This is a genomic window from Pseudomonas leptonychotis (assembly GCF_004920405.1).
GTDB lineage: Bacteria > Pseudomonadota > Gammaproteobacteria > Pseudomonadales > Pseudomonadaceae > Aquipseudomonas > Aquipseudomonas leptonychotis.
On record NZ_RFLV01000001.1, the window covers coordinates 1,597,040 to 1,616,349 of the forward strand.

Consider the following 19,310-nt stretch of genomic DNA (forward strand, 5'->3'; position numbering starts at 1 on the left):
GACTAGGTAGGGTGGGTTAGCGGCGCATATACGTGGTTATCGGCGCCAACACGCAATCCGGGCGTCGCGTAACCCACCCTACAGATTTTATGTTTAACCGCACCTGATTAGAGAACCCATATGCCTAGCATCACCCTGCCCGACGGCAGCCAACGTCATTACTCCCGGCCGCTGAGCGTGGCCGAGGTGGCCGCCGATATTGGCCCCGGCCTGGCCAAAGCCGCCTTGGCCGGCCGCCTGAATGGCCAACTGGTGGACACCAGCGCCCTGATCGAAAACGACGCCCAGCTCAGCCTGATCACCGCCCGCGACGGCGACGGCCTGGCGCTGCTGCGCCACTCCTGCGCACACCTGCTGGCCATGGCCGTGAAGCAGTTGTACCCCAGCGCCCAGGTGACCATCGGCCCGGTGATCGAAGACGGCTTTTTCTACGACTTTGCCTTCGAGCGACCCTTTACCCCGGACGATCTGGCACTGATCGAAGCACGCATGACCGAGCTGGCCGCCGGCGATCTGCCGGTCAGCCGCCGCGAGCTGCCTCGTGATGACGCCATCGCCCACTTCGAGGCCCAGGGCGAGCATTACAAGGCCGAGCTGATCCGCGACATTCCCGCCGGTGAAGTGCTGTCGCTGTACCGCCAGGGTGATTTTGAAGACCTCTGCCGTGGCCCGCATATCCCGCGCACAGGCCTGCTGCAAGCGTTCAAACTGACCAAAGTGGCCGGTGCCTACTGGCGCGGCGACGCCAAAAACGCCGCGCTGCAACGCATTTACGGCACCTGCTGGGCCACGCCGAAAGAGCTCAAGGCCTACCTCACACGCGTGGAAGAAGCCGGCAAGCGCGACCACCGCAAGCTCGGTGCTCAGCTTGACCTGTTCCACTTCGACGACTGCGCCCCCGGCTCCGTGTTCTGGCACCCCAAGGGCTGGACCCTGTTCCAGCAGCTGATCAATTACATGCGCCAGCAACAGGACGCCGCCGGCTACGTCGAGGTCAACACCCCGGACGTGATGGACCGCAGCCTGTGGGAAACCTCCGGACACTGGTTCAACTACCGCGAGGCCATGTTCACCACCACCACCGAAGACGAGCGCGTGTTCGCCCTCAAGCCGATGAACTGCCCCGGCGCGGTGGCGCTCTACGCCCGTGGTCTGAAAAGCTACCGCGACCTGCCGCTGCGCATGGCCGAGTTCGGCAAGGTGCACCGTTACGAGCCGTCCGGCGCGCTGCACGGCCTGCTGCGCGTGCGCCACTTCACCCAGGACGACGCACACATCTTCTGCACCACCGCGCAGATGGAGCAGGAGTGCGCCGACACCATCGCCCTAGTGTTCGCCATCTACCGCGACTTCGGCTTCAACGAGGTGGCGGTGAAGCTCTCCACCCGCCCGGTCAACCGCATCGGCAGCGACGCCACCTGGGATCAACTGGAAGGCGCACTGTCCGGCGCGTTGCAGCGGATGGGCATCGACTACCAACTCAACCCCGGCGAAGGCGCGTTCTACGGACCGAAACTGGAGTTCGTGTTGCGCGACGCCATCGGCCGCGACTGGCAGTGCGGCACCCTGCAGGTGGACCTCAACCTGCCGGAGCGTTTTGACATCAGCTACATCAACGAACAGGGCGAACGCGAGCGCCCGGTGATGCTGCACCGTGCCCTGTTCGGCTCGCTGGAGCGCTTTACCGGCATCCTGATCGAGCACTACAGCGGCTTGTTTCCGCTGTGGCTGGCCCCGCAACAGGCGACCGTGCTGACCATCTCCGAAGGGCAGAACGACTACGCCCGCCAAGTGCTCGCCACGCTCAAACGCGCCGGCTTGCGCGCGGCGGCGGACCTGCGCAACGAGAAGATCGGCTACAAGATCCGCGAAGCCACCCTGCAGAAAGTGCCCTACCTGCTGGTGATCGGCGACCAGGAAAAAGCCGAAGGCCGCGTGACCCTGCGCAGCCGCGCTGGCGACAACCTGGGCAGCCTAACGCTCAATGAGCTGGTCGAACGACTGAGCACCGAGGCGCGTATGCCCGGATAAACCAGCCGCTTTCGGCGTTATCCTGCACGGTAGCCCCACACCAACAAGGAGCCCCCATGAACCTGAGTAAGCGCGAGCAAAGCCAGATTGAACGGACGTTGGCCGCGACCCTGACCGACGCCTGCGAAGCCGCCAAGGCCGAAATTGTCGGTTTCCAGTGGCTGACCCATGATGTTGATTACCAACACTTCCCCGCCAGCCTACGGGTGATCTGGGTCTTCGCCAGCCAGGCAGAGCAGGACGCCGCCATCGCCAGAGGGCAAGATCGTCTAATGCGGGAACTGACCGCTGCCGCCTTGCAGGCCGCAGCGATTCAACTCGACACGCCGGCGGCCCATGTCCACCTCGACAATGAGCAACAGTGCCTGCGGGTCGACGGCGGCAACTGGCAACAACGCCTGGCCCGCCAGCGTTCGGCCAAGCGATAGTTCATGGCCAAGGAAATTGACAACCCTTGTATTGCCGTTTGCCAGTTGAGCGGCGATCTGTGCCTAAGCTGCGGGCGCAGCAAAGCCGAGATCAAACAATGGAAACGCATGAAGCGCCCGGAAAAAATGGCCGCCGTGCAGCGCGCCAGCCAGCGCCTGAAAAGCCTGCGCAAGAAGCAACCCTGATCTGGCGCAGCCCATCCAGAACGACTCAATCACCTTGAGCAATGCACCGCCGCACACCGACAATGCCTAAGCACTTACAACCACAGAAGCGCCGAATGCCCAGCACCGCCATGATCCATCTGCGGCCCTACCAAGCGGACGATCTCACCGCCGTAACGGCGCTGTTCAGTGCCTCGATACAGCATCTGGCCGCAGCTCACTATGATGCCGCGCAGCGCCAAGCCTGGGCACCATCGGCAGCCGATCTGCCGGCCTGGCAAGAGCGCCTGGCCGGTTTGCAGGTGCTGCTGGCGCACCGCGACGGGCAGCTCGCCGGTTTTATCGGCTTTAACCTCGACGGCCATATCGACCTGTTGTTCACCGCTCCCGATTACGCGCGCCAAGGTGTCGCCAGCGCGCTGTACGCGGCAGCCGAAACGCGCATGCAGGCGGCCGGGGTTAGCAGGGTATTCACCGAGGCCAGCCTGGTGGCTCAGGCGTTTTTCGACCGCCAGGGATTTTCTGTGCAGCAGGCACAGACGGTAACGCGCGGCGCTGTTAACTTGCCGCGTATGTTGATGCACAAACCTCTGGAGCCGCGATGAACACCCTGACCATGATCGTGCTGGCCGCCGTTGTGCTGGCTGCTTGCGCCTTGGCGCTGTGGAGCTGGCGCAACCAGCGCAAGCTGGAAAAACTGGATGAGCGCATCAACCGGCAGAGCGAGCTGATCGAACAGCTCGACAGCGTGCTGGAAAACCCGCAGCTCAGCGAAGCCGAACAACTGGAAAAAAGCGAAGCCTTGCTGGCCATGTTGCAGGAAACCCGCAAGCCTTAATGTCGCTGATCATGATCTGTGGAAGGGGCTTCAGCCGCGACGAGCCTTGATCGCGACTGAAGCCCCCCCCACAAAATCACCCTACCAACCGCCGCCTCCCCCACCACCGCCACCACCGCCAGACGAGCCACCACCGGAGGAGCCGCCGCCGCCGCCCGATGAACTGCTCGACGGCGGTGATGAGGCCAGCGCTGTGGCACTGCTCAGCCCAGCGGCCAATGCACTGCTCATGGCCAGTGGCGTGCTGAAATTACTGTGGCTGTGGTACCAGTCGGGCTGGTAGTCACGCTGCGCCGGGTCAATCAAACCGCTGGCTAGCGCGGCACTAAAGCGCGCACTCCACTGATCCTCCACACCCAGCGCCATGGCATAAGGCAAATGCCGCTCATACAAGGCGATGCTCATCGCCGGCGCGGCGCCTGCCAGGGCCAACACGTCGCGTTCGGCCAGCTGCAGGTAGTCGCGATAACCTTCTAGGGCGTCGAGCAAACGCCGCCCGTTGACTGACGGCGCCGGCAGCAGGTAGTAAAAAACCACCACCAACACCAGATAGACACCCATCAACAAAATAGCTGGCAACGACGTCGACTCGATGAGCATCCACAAACCAATCGGCACCGGCCAAACAAACATCAAACCCATTAAACCCAAGCCGACCTGCTTGCCCCAACTGGGTTGATGCCAAGCCAGGCGCAACACAAACAGCGAGGGCACACCAAACCCCAAGCTAAACACCGCACCCGCCAGGCCGGTGACCATATCGTCCTCGCTCTGCGCTCCGCTACAGATCATCAGCAGGCATGCAGCGACCGCCCAGACCAGGCCCCACACCCAGATGCCACGGTTATTGCTGAACCAGGCCTTGCCCTGCTTTTTCAATTGGCTGCTCAAGCCTGACACCGCACTGGCCAGGCGCGGCTCGTATTCGCTGCCGATCTGCAGTGCGATGCCTTCCTTGTTGGCCGGGAACAGCCGCTTGCGCAGGTCGCGATCACTCGCGCTAAAGTCGTCCCGCTCGCCCTGCCCGCGCGCCAGGTTAAAGCCACCACCACGGGGGCTGTCTTCGATATGCAGATGCTTGCGGATCGCCATATCGGTCAGCCATACACTGAACGCTCGCGCCGCTGAGTAACTGCCACGCAAACCGCGATGCCAGAGGTAACCGGCCTGCACCGCACTCATCCCTTCTGGCCCCTCGAACAGCGGAATAATCACCCCTTTCTGCGGGTCGCGGCCGACGCGATTCCAGGCGAGCAGGTAAAACAACAGCAGACCAATCAACAGCAACGCACCCAGGCACAGACCGAGGTTATCCCAGAGTAAATAGCCGCCGCGCTGCAGCAGGCCAGGGTGCACCACCAGCCCCGCCGGCCAATCAACCGCCACGGTCAGGCCGTGATAGGCCGGCAAGGTTTCACGGGTTTCCACATGCAAGTAGTCATCGCGCTGCTCGACCACCGCAAACGCCTGACCCTGCTCACCACCGGCGCCGGTGTAAGCCGCCAGCCCGCCAATGCGTGCGCCCTGCGGCAGCGTCACCTCGACAGAGGCACGCAGAATCGGGAATACCCAACCATTACCGGTGACATTCCAATACAACTCATCTTTATCGGTATGAGTGAGCAACTGCCGTTCAACTCGATAACGCAGCACGTACTGATAGCGCCCTGGCTTCAACACGTGATCCGCCGAACCGATGTAATAACGCACCCAGGCACCGTTGCGCTCAGTGCGGATGCGCTCTGGTTCGCCGTCACGGGTGACGCCAAGCAACGTAATGGGCCCACTCTTGCGCAAACCCAGAGGCAGCTCATAGCTGACCGGTAAATCGCGATAGATACCCCGCTTAATCTGCTGCCCTTCGGCCTGCACGGTAATCTGCTCGGTTACCAGCACACTGCCGTCGCGCTGCACCTGCAAGGTGACGGCAAAGTCCTCAATCACTTCAGCCGCTGCGGCCCAGAACGGCAGCAAACACAGCCCCAGCAAGGCAAACCGTACGACTCGCAGCATCTCAAAACTCCATTTTTGGCGACTGGGTGTCACGTGGATCATCCAGGCTGAAGTACTCGGCCGGGGTAAAAGCAAAGGTGCGCGCCACCAGGTTGCTGGGCACCGACTCGACCCGCACATTCAGTTCACGCACGGCGCCGTTGTAGTAACGCCTGGCCATCTGGATATGATTTTCGACCTCGGTGAGGGTGCGTTGCAGGTCAATAAACTGGCCATCAGCCTTGAGTGCGGGGTAATCCTCGAACAGAGCAAACAGCTGGCGCAGTTGTGTGCTCACGTGCGCCTCCACCGGCGCACGCTGGCCCAGCGGTGAATCCGCCAGTTGCACTGCGCGCATACGTTCCTGCACCAGTGCCTGCAACGTGGCCTGTTCATAGCCCATGTATTGGCGCACGCACTCGACCAGCGCCGGAATCAAGCTGGCGCGGCGCTTGAGCTGCACATCGATACCGCTCCACGCCTCAGCAACCCGCGCGCGGTTGAACACCAGGCGGTTGTAGTAATAAATCGTAATAGCGGCCAACAGCAGCAGTGCCGCGCCCCACCAAAGCCCCGTACCTTGCATCGCCGCTCCTTGTTTAACTGGTCGTTAAAAATCCACTTGATCACGCGCGTCACTCGGCAGCCCTTGATAATAATCGGCGCTGAGCGCGGACGCAGGCACACCCGGTAACGCCAGCAAGGCGGACATCCTGCCGGGATGCTCGTATCCTGTACTGCCAGCCAACCCGCGAGGCCCCCATGCAAATCGAGTTACTGGAAATCCGCGACCACTTGCAGCGCTTCGCGCCCTTCGACTCCCTGCCCGAGGACAGCCTCGACAGCATCGCGCGCCAGGTCGAAGTGGCCTACTTCAAGGCCGGCAGTGACATCCTGCTGTACGGCGCGGCCATCCATGAACTGCATTACGTGCGCAGCGGCGCCGTCGAAATCTACCGACGTCACGGCGAGCTGTACAACCGCCTGAGCGAAGGCGACATCTTCGGCCAAGCCGGCTTGCTGCGCAGCAACAAGGTGCGCTTCCCCGCGCGGGCCATCGAAGATAGCTTGATCTACTTTATTCCGGCGGCTCTGTTCGCCCAGTTGTGTGAACAACACGACCATTTTGCTGACTTCGTTGAGGCAGAGGGGCAATCACGGCTTAAATCCGCGGTGGAGAGCCAGGGCAAAGCCAGTGACCTGATGCAGATCAAGGTGCGCACGCTGGTCTCCCGCCAACCCGTTTGCGCCAGCCAGGACACACCCGTGCGGCAGGCTGCGCAGCTGATGACGGAACAGAGCGTGTCATCACTGGTGATTCTCGACAGCTGTGAGCCCGGCTCTACCATGGTCGGCATTCTCACTGACCGCGACCTGCGCACCCGCGTGCTGGCCGTAGGGCTGGACAGCGCCACCCCGGTAAGCCAAGTGATGTCGCCAGATCCCATCACCATCCAGGCTGATGACAGCGTGTTCGAAGCCATGTTGAGCATGTTGCGCCACAACATCCACTATCTACCGGTGGTGCAACGACGCCGCCCGGTGGGAATGATCAACCTCTCCGACATCATCCGCTACGAGTCACAAAGCAGCCTGTACCTGGTCAACTCGATCTTCAATCAGCCGGATGTCGCCGGCCTGCAAGGGCTGCTTCCCGACCTGCGCGGCACCTTCGTGCGCATGGCCAACGAGCAGGCCACCGCACACATGATCGGCAGCGCCATGGCCGGCATCGGCCGCGCTTTCAGCCAACGCCTGCTGGAATTGGCCGAACAGAAACTCGGCCCACCGCCCGTGCCCTACTGCTTCCTCGCCGCCGGCTCTATGGCCCGTGACGAACAGCTGGTGGTAACGGACCAAGACAACGCCCTGGTCCTCGACGACCGCTTCGACCCCGATCTGCATGACAGCTACTTTGCCGAGCTGGCCAAATTCGTCAGCGATGGCCTGGCGGCGTGCGGCTACACCTATTGCAAAGGCGGGATCATGGCCAGCAACCGCCAGTGGCGACAGCCACTCAAGGTCTGGCGTACCTACTTCAGCGAGTGGATCGACCGACCCAACCCGCAAACCTTGCTCAACAGCAGCATCTTCTTTGACCTGGACGGCGTACACGGCGAAATCGAGCTGGCGGAGAACCTCAAGGAACTGCTTGCCGAAAAAGCCAGCAACGCCCCAGCCTTCCTCGCCGCCATGGCCCGCAACGCCTTGAATCGCACCCCACCGCTGGGCTTCTTTCGCACCTTCGTGATGGAGACCGATGGTCAGCAGAAGCACATCATCAACCTCAAGGGCCGGGGCACTGCACCGCTCACCGACTTGATCCGCATCCACGCACTGGCGTGCGGCAGCAAAGCGCAGAACTCACTGGAACGGCTCGACGCCATCGCCAAAACCAAACTGTTGCAACCCGAGGCCATCAGCCAACTGCGCTACGCCCTGGAGTTTCTCAGCATGGTGCGCATCCGCCATCAGGCCAGCGCGGTGGCAGAAGGACGCGAGCCGAACAACTACATCGAACCAGAAAAGATCTCGGCCAGTGATCGGCACAACCTCAAAGAAGCCTTTCAGGTGCTGAGCAATGCGCAGAAATTCCTGCGCTTTCGCTATCCAGCCCAGCCGAGCAAAAGCTGATGGCGCGTCACGGCAAACACCCCGCCAGCGCGCTTTTCGATTGGACTGAGCAGTTCGCCAGGCTCGCCAGCAGCGCGCAGAACCCACGCTTGCAAGCCTTCTACCAGGCCGGCGTGGTCAGCGCCGACACGCCGCTGGAACAGGTGCCACTGATGGCCCTGGATGTGGAAACCACCGGCCTCGACGCCAACCAGCACGCCATCGTCAGCCTCGGTCTGGTGCCGTGCAACCTGCGCCGCATCCGTTGTGGCGACGCGCTGTATTGGGTGGTCAAACCGGTCTGCGAATTGAGCAGCGAATCGGTGACCTTTCACCACATCACCCACTCGGACATTCGCCACGCGCCGCGCCTGGGGCAGATTCTCGACGAGCTGCTCACGGCCATGGCCGGCAAAGTAATGGTGGTGCACTACCGCAACATTGAACGCAGCTTCCTTGATAAGGCCGTACGCGATCACCTCGGTGAAGGCCTGCAATTCCCCGTGATCGACACCATGCAGCTGGAAGCCCGCCTGCATCGCCAGCCGAGCTGGTGGGAACGCTTGTGGCGCCGCGAGCCAGTGTCGATACGCCTGGCCGACAGCCGCTTGCGCTACAACCTGCCGTCTTACTCGGCGCACCACGCCTTGATCGACGCCCTGGCTACCGCCGAACTGCTGCAAGCCCAAGTGGCCACGCACTACGCGACCGATACGCCGGTGGGCGAGCTGTGGAGTTGAGGGTCTATGCAAATAATCAAAAATCTTCTGTGGGTCGACTGTACTGCTGGCGCAGTAGCTGGCCTTTTAGTTGTCTTATTCTCCGGGTGGCTTAGCGGCTTATACGCCATCCCAGAAAACCTCTTGTTATTGATTGGCGCGACCAACTTAGTCTATGCCTGTTATTCATTCTCGCTGGCCAGGCGGGCTAAGAGAGAAAAAGTCTTAATAAATATTTTAATATCCGCAAATGCGCTTTGGGCTTTCGTTTGCATGGGTATTGCGACCCAGTATCTTGGGACTATGACTCTGCTGGGAAGCGTACATTTAGCCGGGGAGGCTATTTTTGTCGGCGGGCTGGCTGCGCTAGAGTTGAGATGGCGTAACCAATTACTGACTGCGACCTAACGCGTCGCGCGTTACTTAGTTCTGGATCAATATTTCAACCTGCGACTAATTACTATCTAACAATGGGTAAGAAACATGAATCGCCGCAAAAAGATAAAACAACTGCTACAGGCACACGCAAAAAAAGCCAGCGCCAAGTTAGCGCCACCTAATAATAAGGATAAATACATCAGTAAAGCTGACCGCCTGAAACTAGCCGCCGATGCCGACCAAGAGTTAAGCACTGCCGTAACCCCTGATAATTGATACCTGCATTTCTAATAAAATGCTGACAGCTCTATTTTTAAAGCCCCGCCCACAACACTCAACACACTCGGTGTAGCGTCGACACATCAAGCACGTGACCACGTGATGGGTATCGCCACGCTCAGCCCATCCTACGGCGGCGGCCCTCTTTGCAGGCGTGATGCCGCGTAAAGCATCGCGGGCAAGCCCGCTCCTACAGGTGGCAGGCGTCGCTAATGCAAAGCTCGCACGCACAAAAAAGCGCGCCCGAAGGCGCGCTCTTGTACAGCTCAACAACCGTGTTTTAGCGCGGTTCGCTCATCAAGCCTTTGACGATCGACACACAGCCCACCAACAGCACAATGGTGAACGGCAAACCGGTCGACACCGCCATGGCTTGCAAGGCGACTAGCCCGCCACCCAGCAACAGGGCGATGGCTACAACACCTTCGGTGATCACCCAGAACACCCGCTGCGGGGTCGGTGCATTGACCTTGCCGCCGGCAGTGATGGTGTCGATCACCAGAGAACCGGAGTCCGACGAGGTGACGAAGAACACGATCACCAGGACGATACCGATAAACGAGCTGATCGCCGACAGTGGCAGCTCAGCCAGCATGGCAAACAGCTTCAGCTCCAGCGCTGCATCCTGCACGCCCATAAAGCCATCCGCGACAAACTGGCTGATGGCTGTGCCACCAAATGCGGTCATCCACAGCACCGATACAATCGACGGCACCAACAGCACGGCAATCAGGAACTCGCGCACAGTACGGCCACGGCTGACCCGGGCGATAAACATGCCCACAAACGGCGACCAGCTGATCCACCAGGCCCAGTAGAAGGCCGTCCAGCCTTGGCTGAAGTTGGCGTCTTCACGGCCAATCGGGTTGGACAGTTCCGGCAGATAACGCAGGTATGAACCGAGGTTGTCAAAGAAACCGGTAAAGATCGCCAACGTCGGGCCGGCAATGATGACGAACAGCAACAGCAAAATGGCCAAGCCCATGTTCAGCTCGGACAAGCGCTTAACGCCTTTTTCCAGGCCCGCCACAACAGACAACAGGGCAAGGCAGGTGATGCCGATAATCAGCAGCACCTTACTGGTGTCGTTCGCGGTAATACCGAACAGATGATCAAGCCCGGCAGCCGCCTGGGCGGCACCCAAACCAAGGGAAGTAGCCAGACCAAACAAGGTGGCGAACACTGCAAGGATATCGATCAGATGCCCTGGCCAGCCCCACACCCGCTCACCGAGAATCGGGTAGAAAATCGAACGAATCGACAGCGGCAGGCCTTTGTTGAACGAAAACAGCGCCAGGGCCAAAGCCACAATCGCGTAGATCGCCCAAGGGTGTAGGCCCCAATGGAAGATAGTTGCTGCCATGCCCAAGCTGGCGGCGGCCTTAGCATCACCGGCTGCAGCACCGAGTGGCGCCCAGTCGGTACGCAGACCATCCTCGCCGACACTCACACCGCCCATGGCCGAGCCAAAGTGCGACATGGGCTCGCCCACGCCATAGAACATCAGGCCGATACCCATACCGGCGGCAAACAGCATGGAGAACCAGCCCACGTAGGTGTAGTCCGGCTTCGCATCCATACCGCCCAAACGCACTTTGCCCAGTGGCGAAATAATCAAGCCCAAGCACAGCAGCACAAAGATATTGGCCGAGCCGATAAAGAACCACGCCAGGTTGCCGGTCAACCAGCCACGCAGGGCGCTAAACAGCGGCTCTACCTGATCTTGCAGGGCCAGCGTCAGCACCACGAACAGCACAATAGTCAGCGCTGAAATGCTGAATACCTTGCCGTGAATATCGAGGGGGAAGAGGAACTTGCCTTGAATATTGTCTTGCCCGATGACGTAATCGGTGTCGATCAGATTGGCATCACCGGAGGGGGCCGGAATACCGTCCAGAGTTGCCGCCTCTGGTTGTGGAATCGTGTCAGACGAAGGGTCTTTTTCCATGTGGAATGCTCCTTTTGCGTGTGGCACGCTTAACGCGCACGAGGACCGAATTGCCCTGCTTTTACAGCCAACCGTACGGTGGCTTCACCTAACAGGGTAACATTCATAGCCTATTCGTGCTGGCGCAAAGCCACGACTGATGGCCATTACAGCTACTTTACGGATTCATTTTTTGCTCAAAACGTCAGCTTTTATCGACAGCACGCTCACACAACACCGGCAATTAGCTATCGTTGAGCTATAGCCGTCAGGGCACTGGACGAGACGCCACTCATGAGACCTCTGCTGCCTTTTCTGGCAGGCCTATTGCTCCTTAGTGCATTTTCCGTACAAGCCGACACCTTCAAGGTCGGGGTCGAACTGCAGCCTTATATGCCCTACTCCGATGTGCAGAATGGCCAGTACATGGGTTATGGCCGCGATCTGCTAGACGCCTTTGCCGCGCAACAGGGCCATGTTTTTCTCTACGAACCGCTCCCAGTACGACGCCTGCTTAGCGACTTTCTCAGCGGTCGGGTGGATTTCAAATACCCGGATAACCCACGCTGGAATGCCGACCTCAAGCAGGATCACACGCTGTATTTCAGCCAGGCGGCCGCGCCGGCCATCGATGGCGTGCTGGTCAAACCGCAGTTTCTCGGCCAGGGCAAAGCACGCCTGAAACGTCTGGGCACCCAACGCGGTTTTACCCCCTGGCCCTACTTGGATGACATCAAGGCGGGGAAGATCCTGCTGATTCAGGCCAATCAGATCGACTCACTGCTGGCCATGGCGCTGAGTGACCGGGTCGACGGCGTTTACCTCAACCCGCAAGTGGTGCAGCACCAGCTCTATAACACGGCAGGAAACGAGGCCCTGGTGTTCGATCCCAGCCTGGCCTATGAGGATGATCACTACTTTCTGTCGAGCATCAAATACCCTGAGGTCATCAAGCAGTTTGATGCCTTTCTTAATAAGGAGGCCAAGCTGGTACAGGCGCTGAAAGAACGCCACGGCATCGTCAATCCGCTCAAGGGCCGCTAAGGCCGCTGCAACGCTCCACAATCCGCCGCCACCCAACGCGCATGGCTTTGCATGCTACTGCTCTGGCCATCGAAGGTGCCGTTGACCGTTGAAGTGAATTCTTTGTCACTGATAAAGCGGGTCTCGCCCTCACCCTGCCCGTTGGGGCAGGTAAAGCGGAATTTCCACAGCTCGGCACTGTGCTCGGTCACTTCATTTTTGCAGCCAGAGTCGGGGTCTTGCAGGGGGATTTGCTGGGCCTTGATTTGCGCCTCCGTCATGCAAATGCGCACGCCTTTGTCGCCCAATTGCACGCCCTGCTGCGCCATCATTTGCTCCATCATCTGGCGCTGCTCAGGGGGCAGATTTTTCATTTGCTCAAGCATTGCCTCCATCCCCGGCACCGCCTGGCCGCCGACCTGCATAGTGTCCGAACTGATTTCCCACAAACCAGGCTGAATATCTACCGCACAGGCCAGGGTGGGTAGCAGGCAAAAACTGAGTAACAGAGGATGGCTGAGAACACGGCGCATGATCGGCTCCTGAAATAAGTGGACGCCCTGCAAGCGTAGACCCTCTTAAGGGGCCTCAGCCTCGACCTCTTCACGATAAATACGCAGACCACGCGCCTGGTAATTGGCCAGCGCGCTGGGGTGATCGAGACTGCAGGTATGCACCCAAACCCGCGTGGTACCGGGCCAAGCCCAGGCCGATTGCAGCGCCTGAGTCAGCAACGGGCCGCCGAAGCCCTGCCCGAAGAACGCTTCCGCCAGGCCGAAATAAAGAATCTCCACCACGCCCTCGGCGTCGCGCAGCAGCTCGTAGTAACCGGCAACCGCACCCTGGTAATAGGCCACCCAGGTGCGATGGCCGGGCTGCTCGATCAGCGCGCGCCACTGCGCATCGCTCCAGCTCAGTTTGTCGGTCCACTGCCAGGGCTCGCCAACCAGCTGGTAGAGAAAACGGTTGAGCTGATACTGCTTGTGCTGGCATTCAACCACGCTCAAATCGGCCGGCAGTGGTTTGCCAATAATCTGCTCGGGGCGCTGCATATCCAGGTAATAGGTGATGGTGCTCATAACAGCCTGCTTGTCGGTCAATCTGCTGAAACTAACCGTTACTGCAGATGAACAAAACCCCCACCGGCTACGCCAAATGGGGGCTCTCCTCTACAGCACGCCAAAGCTTGTGGCCTTGGAAGCAAATGCGGTCTTAACCGTCATCCTGGCCGGCAGCAACGGCCGGGGAGCTGAGCTCACAGCTCCAAAGTTCCAACGCGGGCTGGGTCGCTTTTGGCGGGCCGAGCCATTCACTCATCGAGTGGCAACGCTGGTTGAAACACAGTTGGTAATCCCCTGCCTCGGGGGTTCGCCCCAGGCGCAGCGGTTGCAAGGGGGGTAGCTGACGCTGGTAATGCCAGCTGCCCTCGCGCAGTTCGGCGCCGTCTGGAATCTCCATACCGGCCCCGGAACCCTTGACCCGCGCCTCGCCGAGCATCAACCCCTCAGGCGTAACGCGGTAATCCTCTTCCCAACGAATTTTCTCGATGGTGTGCATCCAGCCCAAGGTGAACGCTGGCGTAGGCACCTCTGCCCATACCGCGCCAGCCAACCCCAGGCACAGACCAATCATGCAGTGGCTACCTGCGCATTACGCGCACGCCACAGGTGTTGGGCGATAAATACAGCCGCTAAGGCAAAGCCGATTTCATCGCTCATGGGCGTCGCCAGAATCAGGCTGGCACCGGCGGCAAAGCCCAGCGCACGCTCCCACCACGGCATCTTGATTTGCAGGAAGCCGGTAAAGATCGCACCCCAGATACCGATAGCCAGTGCCGCTTTGAACACCACATAGACGGTCGCCAACAGGCTATCGCCCTGCAGCATCAACGCCGGCTCGTACACTGCCATAAACGGCACGATAAACCCGGCTACGGCAATGCGAATGGCCCACATGCTGATCTTCAAACCGCTCTCGCGGGCAATCGGCGCGGCCGCGAAACAGGCCAGTGCCACCGGCGGCGTGAGATCGGCCATGATGCCGAAGTAGAAGACGAACATGTGCGAGACGATCAGCGGTACGCCCAGCTCCAGCAGCGCCGGTGCGGCGATCGAACTGGTGATGATGTAGTTGGGAATGGTCGGAATGCCCATGCCCAATACCAGGCAGGTGAGCATGGTCAGAATCAGCGAGAGGAACAGGTTGTCCTGACCAATCGCCAGAATGTAACCGGCAAAAGTCGAGGCCACACCGGTCAGCGAGACCACACCGATGATCACGCCCACCAAGGCGCAGGCAATACCGACTGGCACCGCATGGCGCGCGCCTTCAACCAAGGCGTGCAGGCAGATGACCAAGGTGTCGCGGCCGCCTTTGATAAACCAGCTAATCGCCACCAGCAGCGCCACCACGCCAAACACCACGGCGATACCGAGCTGGAAGAAGCCGGCGCAAAGCACCCCGAGGGCAATCCAGAAGGCAAAGCGCATGACCTTGGACGACACCCGCAAAATGATTGCCGAGCCGAGAATCACGATAGCGGTCAGGGCCAGGCCAACCATGCCGGAGAACAACGGCGTGCGCCCGGAGAACAGCAGGTAGATAAGGATGAACAACGGAATCAGCAAGTACCAACGCTGCTTCACTGCCGCCCAAGGGTTCGGGCACTGGTCTTTCGGCAGGCCACGCAGGTTAGCGCGTTTGGCTTCCAGGTGAACCATCCAGAACACCGAGCCGAAATACAGCAAGGCCGGCACCAGCGCCGCCTTGGCGACTTCAAAGAACGGCACGTTGATGGTCTCGGCCATGATGAACGCCACGGCGCCCATGATCGGCGGCATGATCTGGCTGCCCATGGAGGACGTCGCCTCAACACCGCCGGCAAAGGCCGACTTGTAACCGAAGCGCTTCATCAGCGGGATGGTGAACTGGCCGGTGGTGACCACGTTGGCCACACCGGAACCGGTGATGGTGCCCATCAGCGCCGACGACACCACTGAGACTTTGGCCGGGCCGCCAAGCTTGTGGCCGAACAGGCCCATGGCGAAATCGGTGAACAGCTTGATCATCCCGGCCTGTTCGAGAAACGCACCAAACAGGATAAACAGGAAGATGTAGGTGGCCGATACATAGGTCGGCGTGCCGTACAGGCCTTCGGTGCCGAAGGACAGCTGGTTGACGATCTGATCGAGGTCATAACCGCGGTGCATCAGGTCGCCCGGCAGGTATTGGCCGAACAGACCATAGACCAGAAACAGCGCGCAAATCAGCGGCAGGGCAATGCCCATGACGCGGCGCGCGGCCTCGAACACCAGGACGATCAACAGCAGGCCGATGGCCATGTCGCTGTTGGTCAAGTCGCCGGAGCGCTGAATTAGATCAGCCTCGAAATACCACTGGTATGCCGCCGTGGCCATGCCGGCCAAACCGAGTAACCAGGCCATCGGCTGCCAAGGTTGGCCCTTGCCGCGCAGCGGAAAGCAGAGAAACACCACCATCAACAGAAAGCCTACGTGGATTGCACGCAGAATCTGGCTCGACACCGGGTGAAAGGCGGCGGTGGTGATCTGGAAAATGGAGAACAGCAGCGCGACATAGAACAGCGCTTTGGGCCAGTCGCCGGGGTTGGCAGCTAAGCCTTGATTGTGGTCACTCATGGAGCGGATGCCCTCGTTACAACGTCGATAGCACAAGAGGCGCCAACAAAACCTGCCGTGACGATCACACCGGTTTTATTCGCAACTCTACTGACAGTGGAGCCTAGGTAGGATGGGTTAGCCGCGCAGCGGCGTAACCCATCGAACGTTGCTGAAGCTTCTCTCCAGACTCAAGCCGTGCAGCATGGGTATCGCGTTGCTCAACCCATCCTACGCAGCCAATCCTTCAACAGCCTTACAGCGCGCCAACTTCTTTGTAATAACGCTCAGCACCTGGGTGCAGCGGGATCGGCAGGTTTTTCGCTGCAGTTTCCAGCTTGATGTCCTTGGCGGCGGAATGGGCATTGCCCAGACGCTCAAGGTTTTCAAACATCAGTTTGGTCATCTGGTAGGCGACGTCTTCAGACACCCCTTCATGGCTAACCAAGATGTTGGTGATAGCCACAGTCGGCACCTCAGCATCCTGACCGTCATAGGTGCCGGCCGGGATCGAAGCAGCCTGGTAAGCATCGTTACCAATTTTCGCGGTTACTTCAGCCGGTACCGCAACGAAGGTGATTGGCAGGGTTGCCGCCAGGTCACGAATCGCCGCCATGCCCAGGCCCGAAGACTGCAGGGTGGCATCCAACTGACGGTTCTTAATCAGTTCTACCGACTCGGCGTACGGCAGGAACTCGACCTTGGCCATGTCGTCATAGCTCAAGCCAGCCGCCTTGAAGATGGCGCGCGCGTTGAGCTCGGTACCGGACTTCGGCGCGCCCACGGAGATGGTTTTGCCCTTGAGGTCAGCCAGGGTCTTGATCCCGGATTCCTTGCTGGCAACGATCTGGATGTAGTTCGGGTAGGTGCCGGCAATAGCGCGCAGTTTTTTCAGCGGCGCTTTGAAGCCGGCGTCTTCCACGCCATTCCAGGCATCGGCCACGGAATCGCCCAGGGCCAGGGCCAGTTCGCCACGGCCGGATTGCAGCAGGTTGAGGTTCTCAACCGAAGCTTTGGTCGCCTGTACCGAGGTCTTCGAGCCTTCGATACCGTTGCTGTACAGCTGCGACAGGCCAACACCAATCGGGTAGTACACACCGCTGGTGCCGCCGGTGAGAATATTGATAAAGGTCGGTGCAGCCAGTGCTGCGGTGCTGGCGGTAAAGGCTGCGGCAGCAGCAAATAGGCTGAAACGTTTGGTCATTCGCATGGAAGAAACTCCGTCGTTGTTATGGCTTTATGCAGAGGTTTTCACTGTAGACGCTGAAGGTCAGTACGACCGTGCAGGGCCCGATTTAGCTGAATGGCAGAAAGTGGCAGAGGCCAACGCACGACCTGAGCCGAACGCACAAGAGAGAAGGTATTGATGCCGGACGCGCCGAGCGCGCAGATGATGCAGGGCAGTTCATGGGGTTCACCTCTTGTCTTTCTTATGGGTGCCAGCGCAATCGAGTGCGCGGCTGACAAGAGCTATAGCAGATGCCGTGCCAGTGACAGAAAAGCCCGCACTAGAGCCTTTACTCCAATCAGACTGCCAGCATGGCTGGATGTAGCAAGCGGAAATCCGCCACTGAAAAAACCTAGATAAGCGAAATTTCGCCTACGAACTCTCAAAGGTGCGAATTCGTCGGGTGGATGACGCTTCACCCATCCACCAACAGCCATGGTGGATGAAAACAGCGTCCGCTACGCGCCCCGACCCACCCTACATCGCTCTGGTAGCCCGGATGCAATCCGGGGGTGGTTTTATGAGCGCTATCGATACCCCGGATTTCATCCGGGCTACAAATCACGTCACGTGTTTGCAGCCGTACCTAGTCTTCGTCGTTGCTGCCGGCCGGCCGGTAGCTACTGCGCAGCAAGCCGTGACGCTGCATCTTCTCGTTGAGGGTGCGTCGTGGCAGCTGTAGCAGCGTCATGACCTCGGCAATATTGCCCTGGCAATGTTGCAACGCGCGGTGCAGGCATTGCGCCTCGAAGGCTTCCATCTGCTCGGCCAGCGATTGCACCGGCAGCTCATCCGCAGGTTCCAGCCCGCCATTCAAACCGAGGGCGTGGCGTTCGGCCGCGTTAATCAGTTCACGCACATTGCCCGGCCAGTCATGCGCCAGCAGCCGGCTCAGCTCGCTGGGCGGTAGGCTCGGCGTCTCACGGCCATGACGTTGCGCGGCCTGGTTGGCGAAATGATCGAACAGCAGCGGAATGTCTTCACGGCGCTCGCGCAAAGCGGGAATCCGTAGAGTGGCCACATTCAGGCGGTAGTACAGGTCTTCACGGAAACGCCCGGCCTTGACCTCATCGAGCAGGTCTGGCTTGACCGCACTGATCACCCGCAAATCAACCTGAATGCTGCGGTTGGAACCCAGGCGCTCCAGGGTTTTCTCCTGCAACACGCGCAGCAATTTGACCTGCTGGGCCAACGGCAGACTTTCCACCTCGTCTAAAAACAGGGTGCCGCCATCAGCATGCTCGATACGACCGATGCGCTTGCCTTGGGCACCGGTAAAGGCGCCGCTCTCATGGCCGAACAGCTCGCTCTCAAACAGGTGCTCGGGAATCGCCGCGCAGTTCAGCGCCACAAACGGTTTGCCGGCGCGGTTACTGAAGTCATGTAGGCAGCGCGCCACCCGCTCCTTGCCACTGCCGGTGTCGCCACGCAGGAGGATATTCACCGAGGTGCCGGCCAGCTCGAGGATCTGCCGGCGCAGGGTGTCCATCGGTCGCGAGACGCCGAGCAGCTGCGACTCGATATGATCCTTGAGGGCGAACTGCTGACGCAGCTGGCGGTTTTCACAGACCAACCGGCGCTTATCCAAAGCCCGGCGCACGCTGTCGAGCAGGCGTTCAGGGGTGAAGGGCTTCTCGATAAAGTCATAGGCGCCCTGCCGCAAGGCTTGCACCGCCATCGGTACATCGCCATGCCCGGTGACCAGAATCACCGGCAAGTCGCGGTCGCGCTCCAGCACGCTGTCGAGCAGCTGCAAACCATCGGTGCCGGGCATGCGTACATCGCTGATGATGATGCCGGGATAATCACGGTCAACCAGCGCCAACGCGGCCTGCGCCGTCGAGCAGCTCTGCACGCTGAAGCCGGACAACTCCAGCCACTGCTGTACCGCCTCGCGAATTGCCGCTTCGTCATCGACGACTATTACCTGCCCGGTCATACAACCTCCTGATTAATCGGCGGCAGTGTAACGCCTTGATAATTTGTAGGGTGGATGGCGCTTTATCCATCCACCAACGCTGGCCCCATGGTGGATAAAAAGAGCGCTATCCACC

At 60.0% G+C, this 19,310-nt stretch carries 19 protein-coding genes; 10 read left to right on the forward strand and 9 right to left on the reverse strand.

What is annotated here, in order from left to right; genetic code table 11:
* Positions 1–120 precede the first annotated feature (120 nt).
* From thrS to D8779_RS07235, 5 genes are all read left to right on the forward strand, one after another.
* Positions 121–2,031, forward strand: a complete 1,911-nt coding sequence (thrS, locus tag D8779_RS07215) for a threonine--tRNA ligase (protein WP_136663743.1) — start codon at positions 121–123, stop codon at positions 2,029–2,031.
* 56 nt (positions 2,032–2,087) lie between these two features.
* Complete coding sequence (locus D8779_RS07220; protein WP_136663744.1) at positions 2,088–2,459, forward strand: hypothetical protein; 372 nt, start codon at positions 2,088–2,090, stop codon at positions 2,457–2,459.
* Positions 2,460–2,462: 3 nt separating this feature from the next.
* Positions 2,463–2,645 (forward strand): DUF1289 domain-containing protein, encoded by a 183-nt coding sequence (locus D8779_RS07225; protein ID WP_090241053.1) that lies wholly within the window; start codon positions 2,463–2,465, stop codon positions 2,643–2,645.
* A 95-nt stretch (positions 2,646–2,740) separates the two neighbouring features.
* Positions 2,741–3,229 (forward strand): GNAT family N-acetyltransferase, encoded by a 489-nt coding sequence (locus D8779_RS07230; protein ID WP_205895787.1) that lies wholly within the window; start codon positions 2,741–2,743, stop codon positions 3,227–3,229.
* The gene (locus D8779_RS07235; protein WP_136663745.1) at positions 3,226–3,462 is read left to right on the forward strand and encodes a hypothetical protein; all 237 of its coding nucleotides are present in this window, start codon (positions 3,226–3,228) and stop codon (positions 3,460–3,462) included. Before D8779_RS07230 ends, D8779_RS07235 begins: the two co-directional genes overlap by 4 nt.
* Positions 3,463–3,543: 81 nt before the next feature.
* Here the strand turns inward: D8779_RS07235 and D8779_RS07240 are convergent, their stop codons facing one another.
* Positions 3,544–5,475 (reverse strand): DUF2207 domain-containing protein, encoded by a 1,932-nt coding sequence (locus D8779_RS07240; protein WP_136663746.1) that lies wholly within the window; start codon positions 5,473–5,475, stop codon positions 3,544–3,546.
* Position 5,476: 1 nt separating this feature from the next.
* Positions 5,477–6,040 (reverse strand): LemA family protein, encoded by a 564-nt coding sequence (locus D8779_RS07245; RefSeq protein WP_136663747.1) that lies wholly within the window; start codon positions 6,038–6,040, stop codon positions 5,477–5,479.
* A 176-nt stretch (positions 6,041–6,216) separates the two neighbouring features.
* On the opposite strand from D8779_RS07245, the gene D8779_RS07250 reads away from it, so the two are divergent.
* From D8779_RS07250 to D8779_RS07265, 4 genes are all read left to right on the forward strand, one after another.
* Complete coding sequence (locus D8779_RS07250; RefSeq protein WP_136663748.1) at positions 6,217–8,088, forward strand: DUF294 nucleotidyltransferase-like domain-containing protein; 1,872 nt, start codon at positions 6,217–6,219, stop codon at positions 8,086–8,088.
* Positions 8,088–8,807: a 3'-5' exonuclease gene (locus D8779_RS07255; protein WP_136663749.1), complete on the forward strand. Its 720-nt coding sequence runs from the start codon at positions 8,088–8,090 to the stop codon at positions 8,805–8,807. The genes D8779_RS07250 and D8779_RS07255 overlap by 1 nt, the downstream gene beginning before the upstream one ends.
* A gap of 6 nt (positions 8,808–8,813) precedes the next feature.
* Positions 8,814–9,194, forward strand: a complete 381-nt coding sequence (locus D8779_RS07260) for a hypothetical protein (RefSeq protein ID WP_136663750.1) — start codon at positions 8,814–8,816, stop codon at positions 9,192–9,194.
* Between the two features lie 75 nt (positions 9,195–9,269).
* Positions 9,270–9,440 (forward strand): DUF2986 domain-containing protein, encoded by a 171-nt coding sequence (locus D8779_RS07265; protein ID WP_136663751.1) that lies wholly within the window; start codon positions 9,270–9,272, stop codon positions 9,438–9,440.
* Positions 9,441–9,723: 283 nt separating this feature from the next.
* Here the strand turns inward: D8779_RS07265 and D8779_RS07270 are convergent, their stop codons facing one another.
* Positions 9,724–11,391, reverse strand: coding sequence for a BCCT family transporter (locus D8779_RS07270; RefSeq protein ID WP_136663752.1), 1,668 nt, complete (start codon positions 11,389–11,391; stop codon positions 9,724–9,726).
* A gap of 273 nt (positions 11,392–11,664) precedes the next feature.
* Here D8779_RS07270 and D8779_RS07275 point away from each other — a divergent pair, with 273 nt between their 5' ends.
* Positions 11,665–12,414 (forward strand): substrate-binding periplasmic protein, encoded by a 750-nt coding sequence (locus D8779_RS07275; protein WP_136663753.1) that lies wholly within the window; start codon positions 11,665–11,667, stop codon positions 12,412–12,414.
* Here D8779_RS07275 and D8779_RS07280 read toward each other — a convergent pair.
* The 6 genes from D8779_RS07280 to D8779_RS07305 all read right to left on the reverse strand — a co-directional run bounded on the left by D8779_RS07280 (position 12,411) and on the right by D8779_RS07305 (position 19,195).
* Entirely contained in the window at positions 12,411–12,926 is a 516-nt protein-coding gene (locus tag D8779_RS07280; RefSeq protein WP_136663754.1) for a DUF3617 domain-containing protein, read from the reverse strand. The genes D8779_RS07275 and D8779_RS07280 overlap by 4 nt on opposite strands.
* Before the next feature lie 45 nt (positions 12,927–12,971).
* Positions 12,972–13,472 (reverse strand): GNAT family N-acetyltransferase, encoded by a 501-nt coding sequence (locus D8779_RS07285; protein WP_136663755.1) that lies wholly within the window; start codon positions 13,470–13,472, stop codon positions 12,972–12,974.
* Positions 13,473–13,605: 133 nt separating this feature from the next.
* Entirely contained in the window at positions 13,606–14,025 is a 420-nt protein-coding gene (locus D8779_RS07290) for a DUF1850 domain-containing protein (RefSeq protein WP_136663756.1), read from the reverse strand.
* Entirely contained in the window at positions 14,022–16,049 is a 2,028-nt protein-coding gene (locus D8779_RS07295) for a TRAP transporter permease (protein ID WP_136663757.1), read from the reverse strand. Before D8779_RS07295 ends, D8779_RS07290 begins: the two co-directional genes overlap by 4 nt.
* Positions 16,050–16,284: 235 nt before the next feature.
* Positions 16,285–17,238 carry a TAXI family TRAP transporter solute-binding subunit gene (locus D8779_RS07300; RefSeq protein WP_136663758.1) on the reverse strand — a complete coding sequence of 318 codons (954 nt, stop codon included), beginning with the start codon at positions 17,236–17,238 and terminating at the stop codon, positions 16,285–16,287.
* A 604-nt stretch (positions 17,239–17,842) separates the two neighbouring features.
* Positions 17,843–19,195, reverse strand: coding sequence for a sigma-54-dependent transcriptional regulator (locus tag D8779_RS07305; RefSeq protein ID WP_136663759.1), 1,353 nt, complete (start codon positions 19,193–19,195; stop codon positions 17,843–17,845).
* Between the last annotated feature and the right edge of the window lie 115 nt (positions 19,196–19,310).

What these genes read in the sequence shown, in the direction of transcription:
- D8779_RS07255 (WP_136663749.1), top strand. Translation starts at nt 8,088, where the DNA reads ATGGCGCGTCACGGCAAACACCCCGCCAGCGCGCTTTTCGATTGGACT.
- D8779_RS07275 (WP_136663753.1), top strand. Translation starts at nt 11,665, where the DNA reads ATGAGACCTCTGCTGCCTTTTCTGGCAGGCCTATTGCTCCTTAGTGCA.
- D8779_RS07250 (WP_136663748.1), top strand. Translation starts at nt 6,217, where the DNA reads ATGCAAATCGAGTTACTGGAAATCCGCGACCACTTGCAGCGCTTCGCG.
- D8779_RS07235 (WP_136663745.1), top strand. Translation starts at nt 3,226, where the DNA reads ATGAACACCCTGACCATGATCGTGCTGGCCGCCGTTGTGCTGGCTGCT.
- D8779_RS07245 (WP_136663747.1), bottom strand. Translation starts at nt 6,040, where the DNA reads ATGCAAGGTACGGGGCTTTGGTGGGGCGCGGCACTGCTGCTGTTGGCC.
- D8779_RS07260 (WP_136663750.1), top strand. Translation starts at nt 8,814, where the DNA reads ATGCAAATAATCAAAAATCTTCTGTGGGTCGACTGTACTGCTGGCGCA.
- D8779_RS07240 (WP_136663746.1), bottom strand. Translation starts at nt 5,475, where the DNA reads ATGCTGCGAGTCGTACGGTTTGCCTTGCTGGGGCTGTGTTTGCTGCCG.
- D8779_RS07220 (WP_136663744.1), top strand. Translation starts at nt 2,088, where the DNA reads ATGAACCTGAGTAAGCGCGAGCAAAGCCAGATTGAACGGACGTTGGCC.
- D8779_RS07270 (WP_136663752.1), bottom strand. Translation starts at nt 11,391, where the DNA reads ATGGAAAAAGACCCTTCGTCTGACACGATTCCACAACCAGAGGCGGCA.
- D8779_RS07285 (WP_136663755.1), bottom strand. Translation starts at nt 13,472, where the DNA reads ATGAGCACCATCACCTATTACCTGGATATGCAGCGCCCCGAGCAGATT.
- D8779_RS07295 (WP_136663757.1), bottom strand. Translation starts at nt 16,049, where the DNA reads ATGAGTGACCACAATCAAGGCTTAGCTGCCAACCCCGGCGACTGGCCC.
- D8779_RS07300 (WP_136663758.1), bottom strand. Translation starts at nt 17,238, where the DNA reads ATGCGAATGACCAAACGTTTCAGCCTATTTGCTGCTGCCGCAGCCTTT.
- D8779_RS07230 (WP_205895787.1), top strand. Translation starts at nt 2,741, where the DNA reads ATGCCCAGCACCGCCATGATCCATCTGCGGCCCTACCAAGCGGACGAT.
- thrS (WP_136663743.1), top strand. Translation starts at nt 121, where the DNA reads ATGCCTAGCATCACCCTGCCCGACGGCAGCCAACGTCATTACTCCCGG.
- D8779_RS07280 (WP_136663754.1), bottom strand. Translation starts at nt 12,926, where the DNA reads ATGCGCCGTGTTCTCAGCCATCCTCTGTTACTCAGTTTTTGCCTGCTA.
- D8779_RS07225 (WP_090241053.1), top strand. Translation starts at nt 2,463, where the DNA reads ATGGCCAAGGAAATTGACAACCCTTGTATTGCCGTTTGCCAGTTGAGC.
- D8779_RS07305 (WP_136663759.1), bottom strand. Translation starts at nt 19,195, where the DNA reads ATGACCGGGCAGGTAATAGTCGTCGATGACGAAGCGGCAATTCGCGAG.
- D8779_RS07265 (WP_136663751.1), top strand. Translation starts at nt 9,270, where the DNA reads ATGAATCGCCGCAAAAAGATAAAACAACTGCTACAGGCACACGCAAAA.
- D8779_RS07290 (WP_136663756.1), bottom strand. Translation starts at nt 14,025, where the DNA reads ATGATTGGTCTGTGCCTGGGGTTGGCTGGCGCGGTATGGGCAGAGGTG.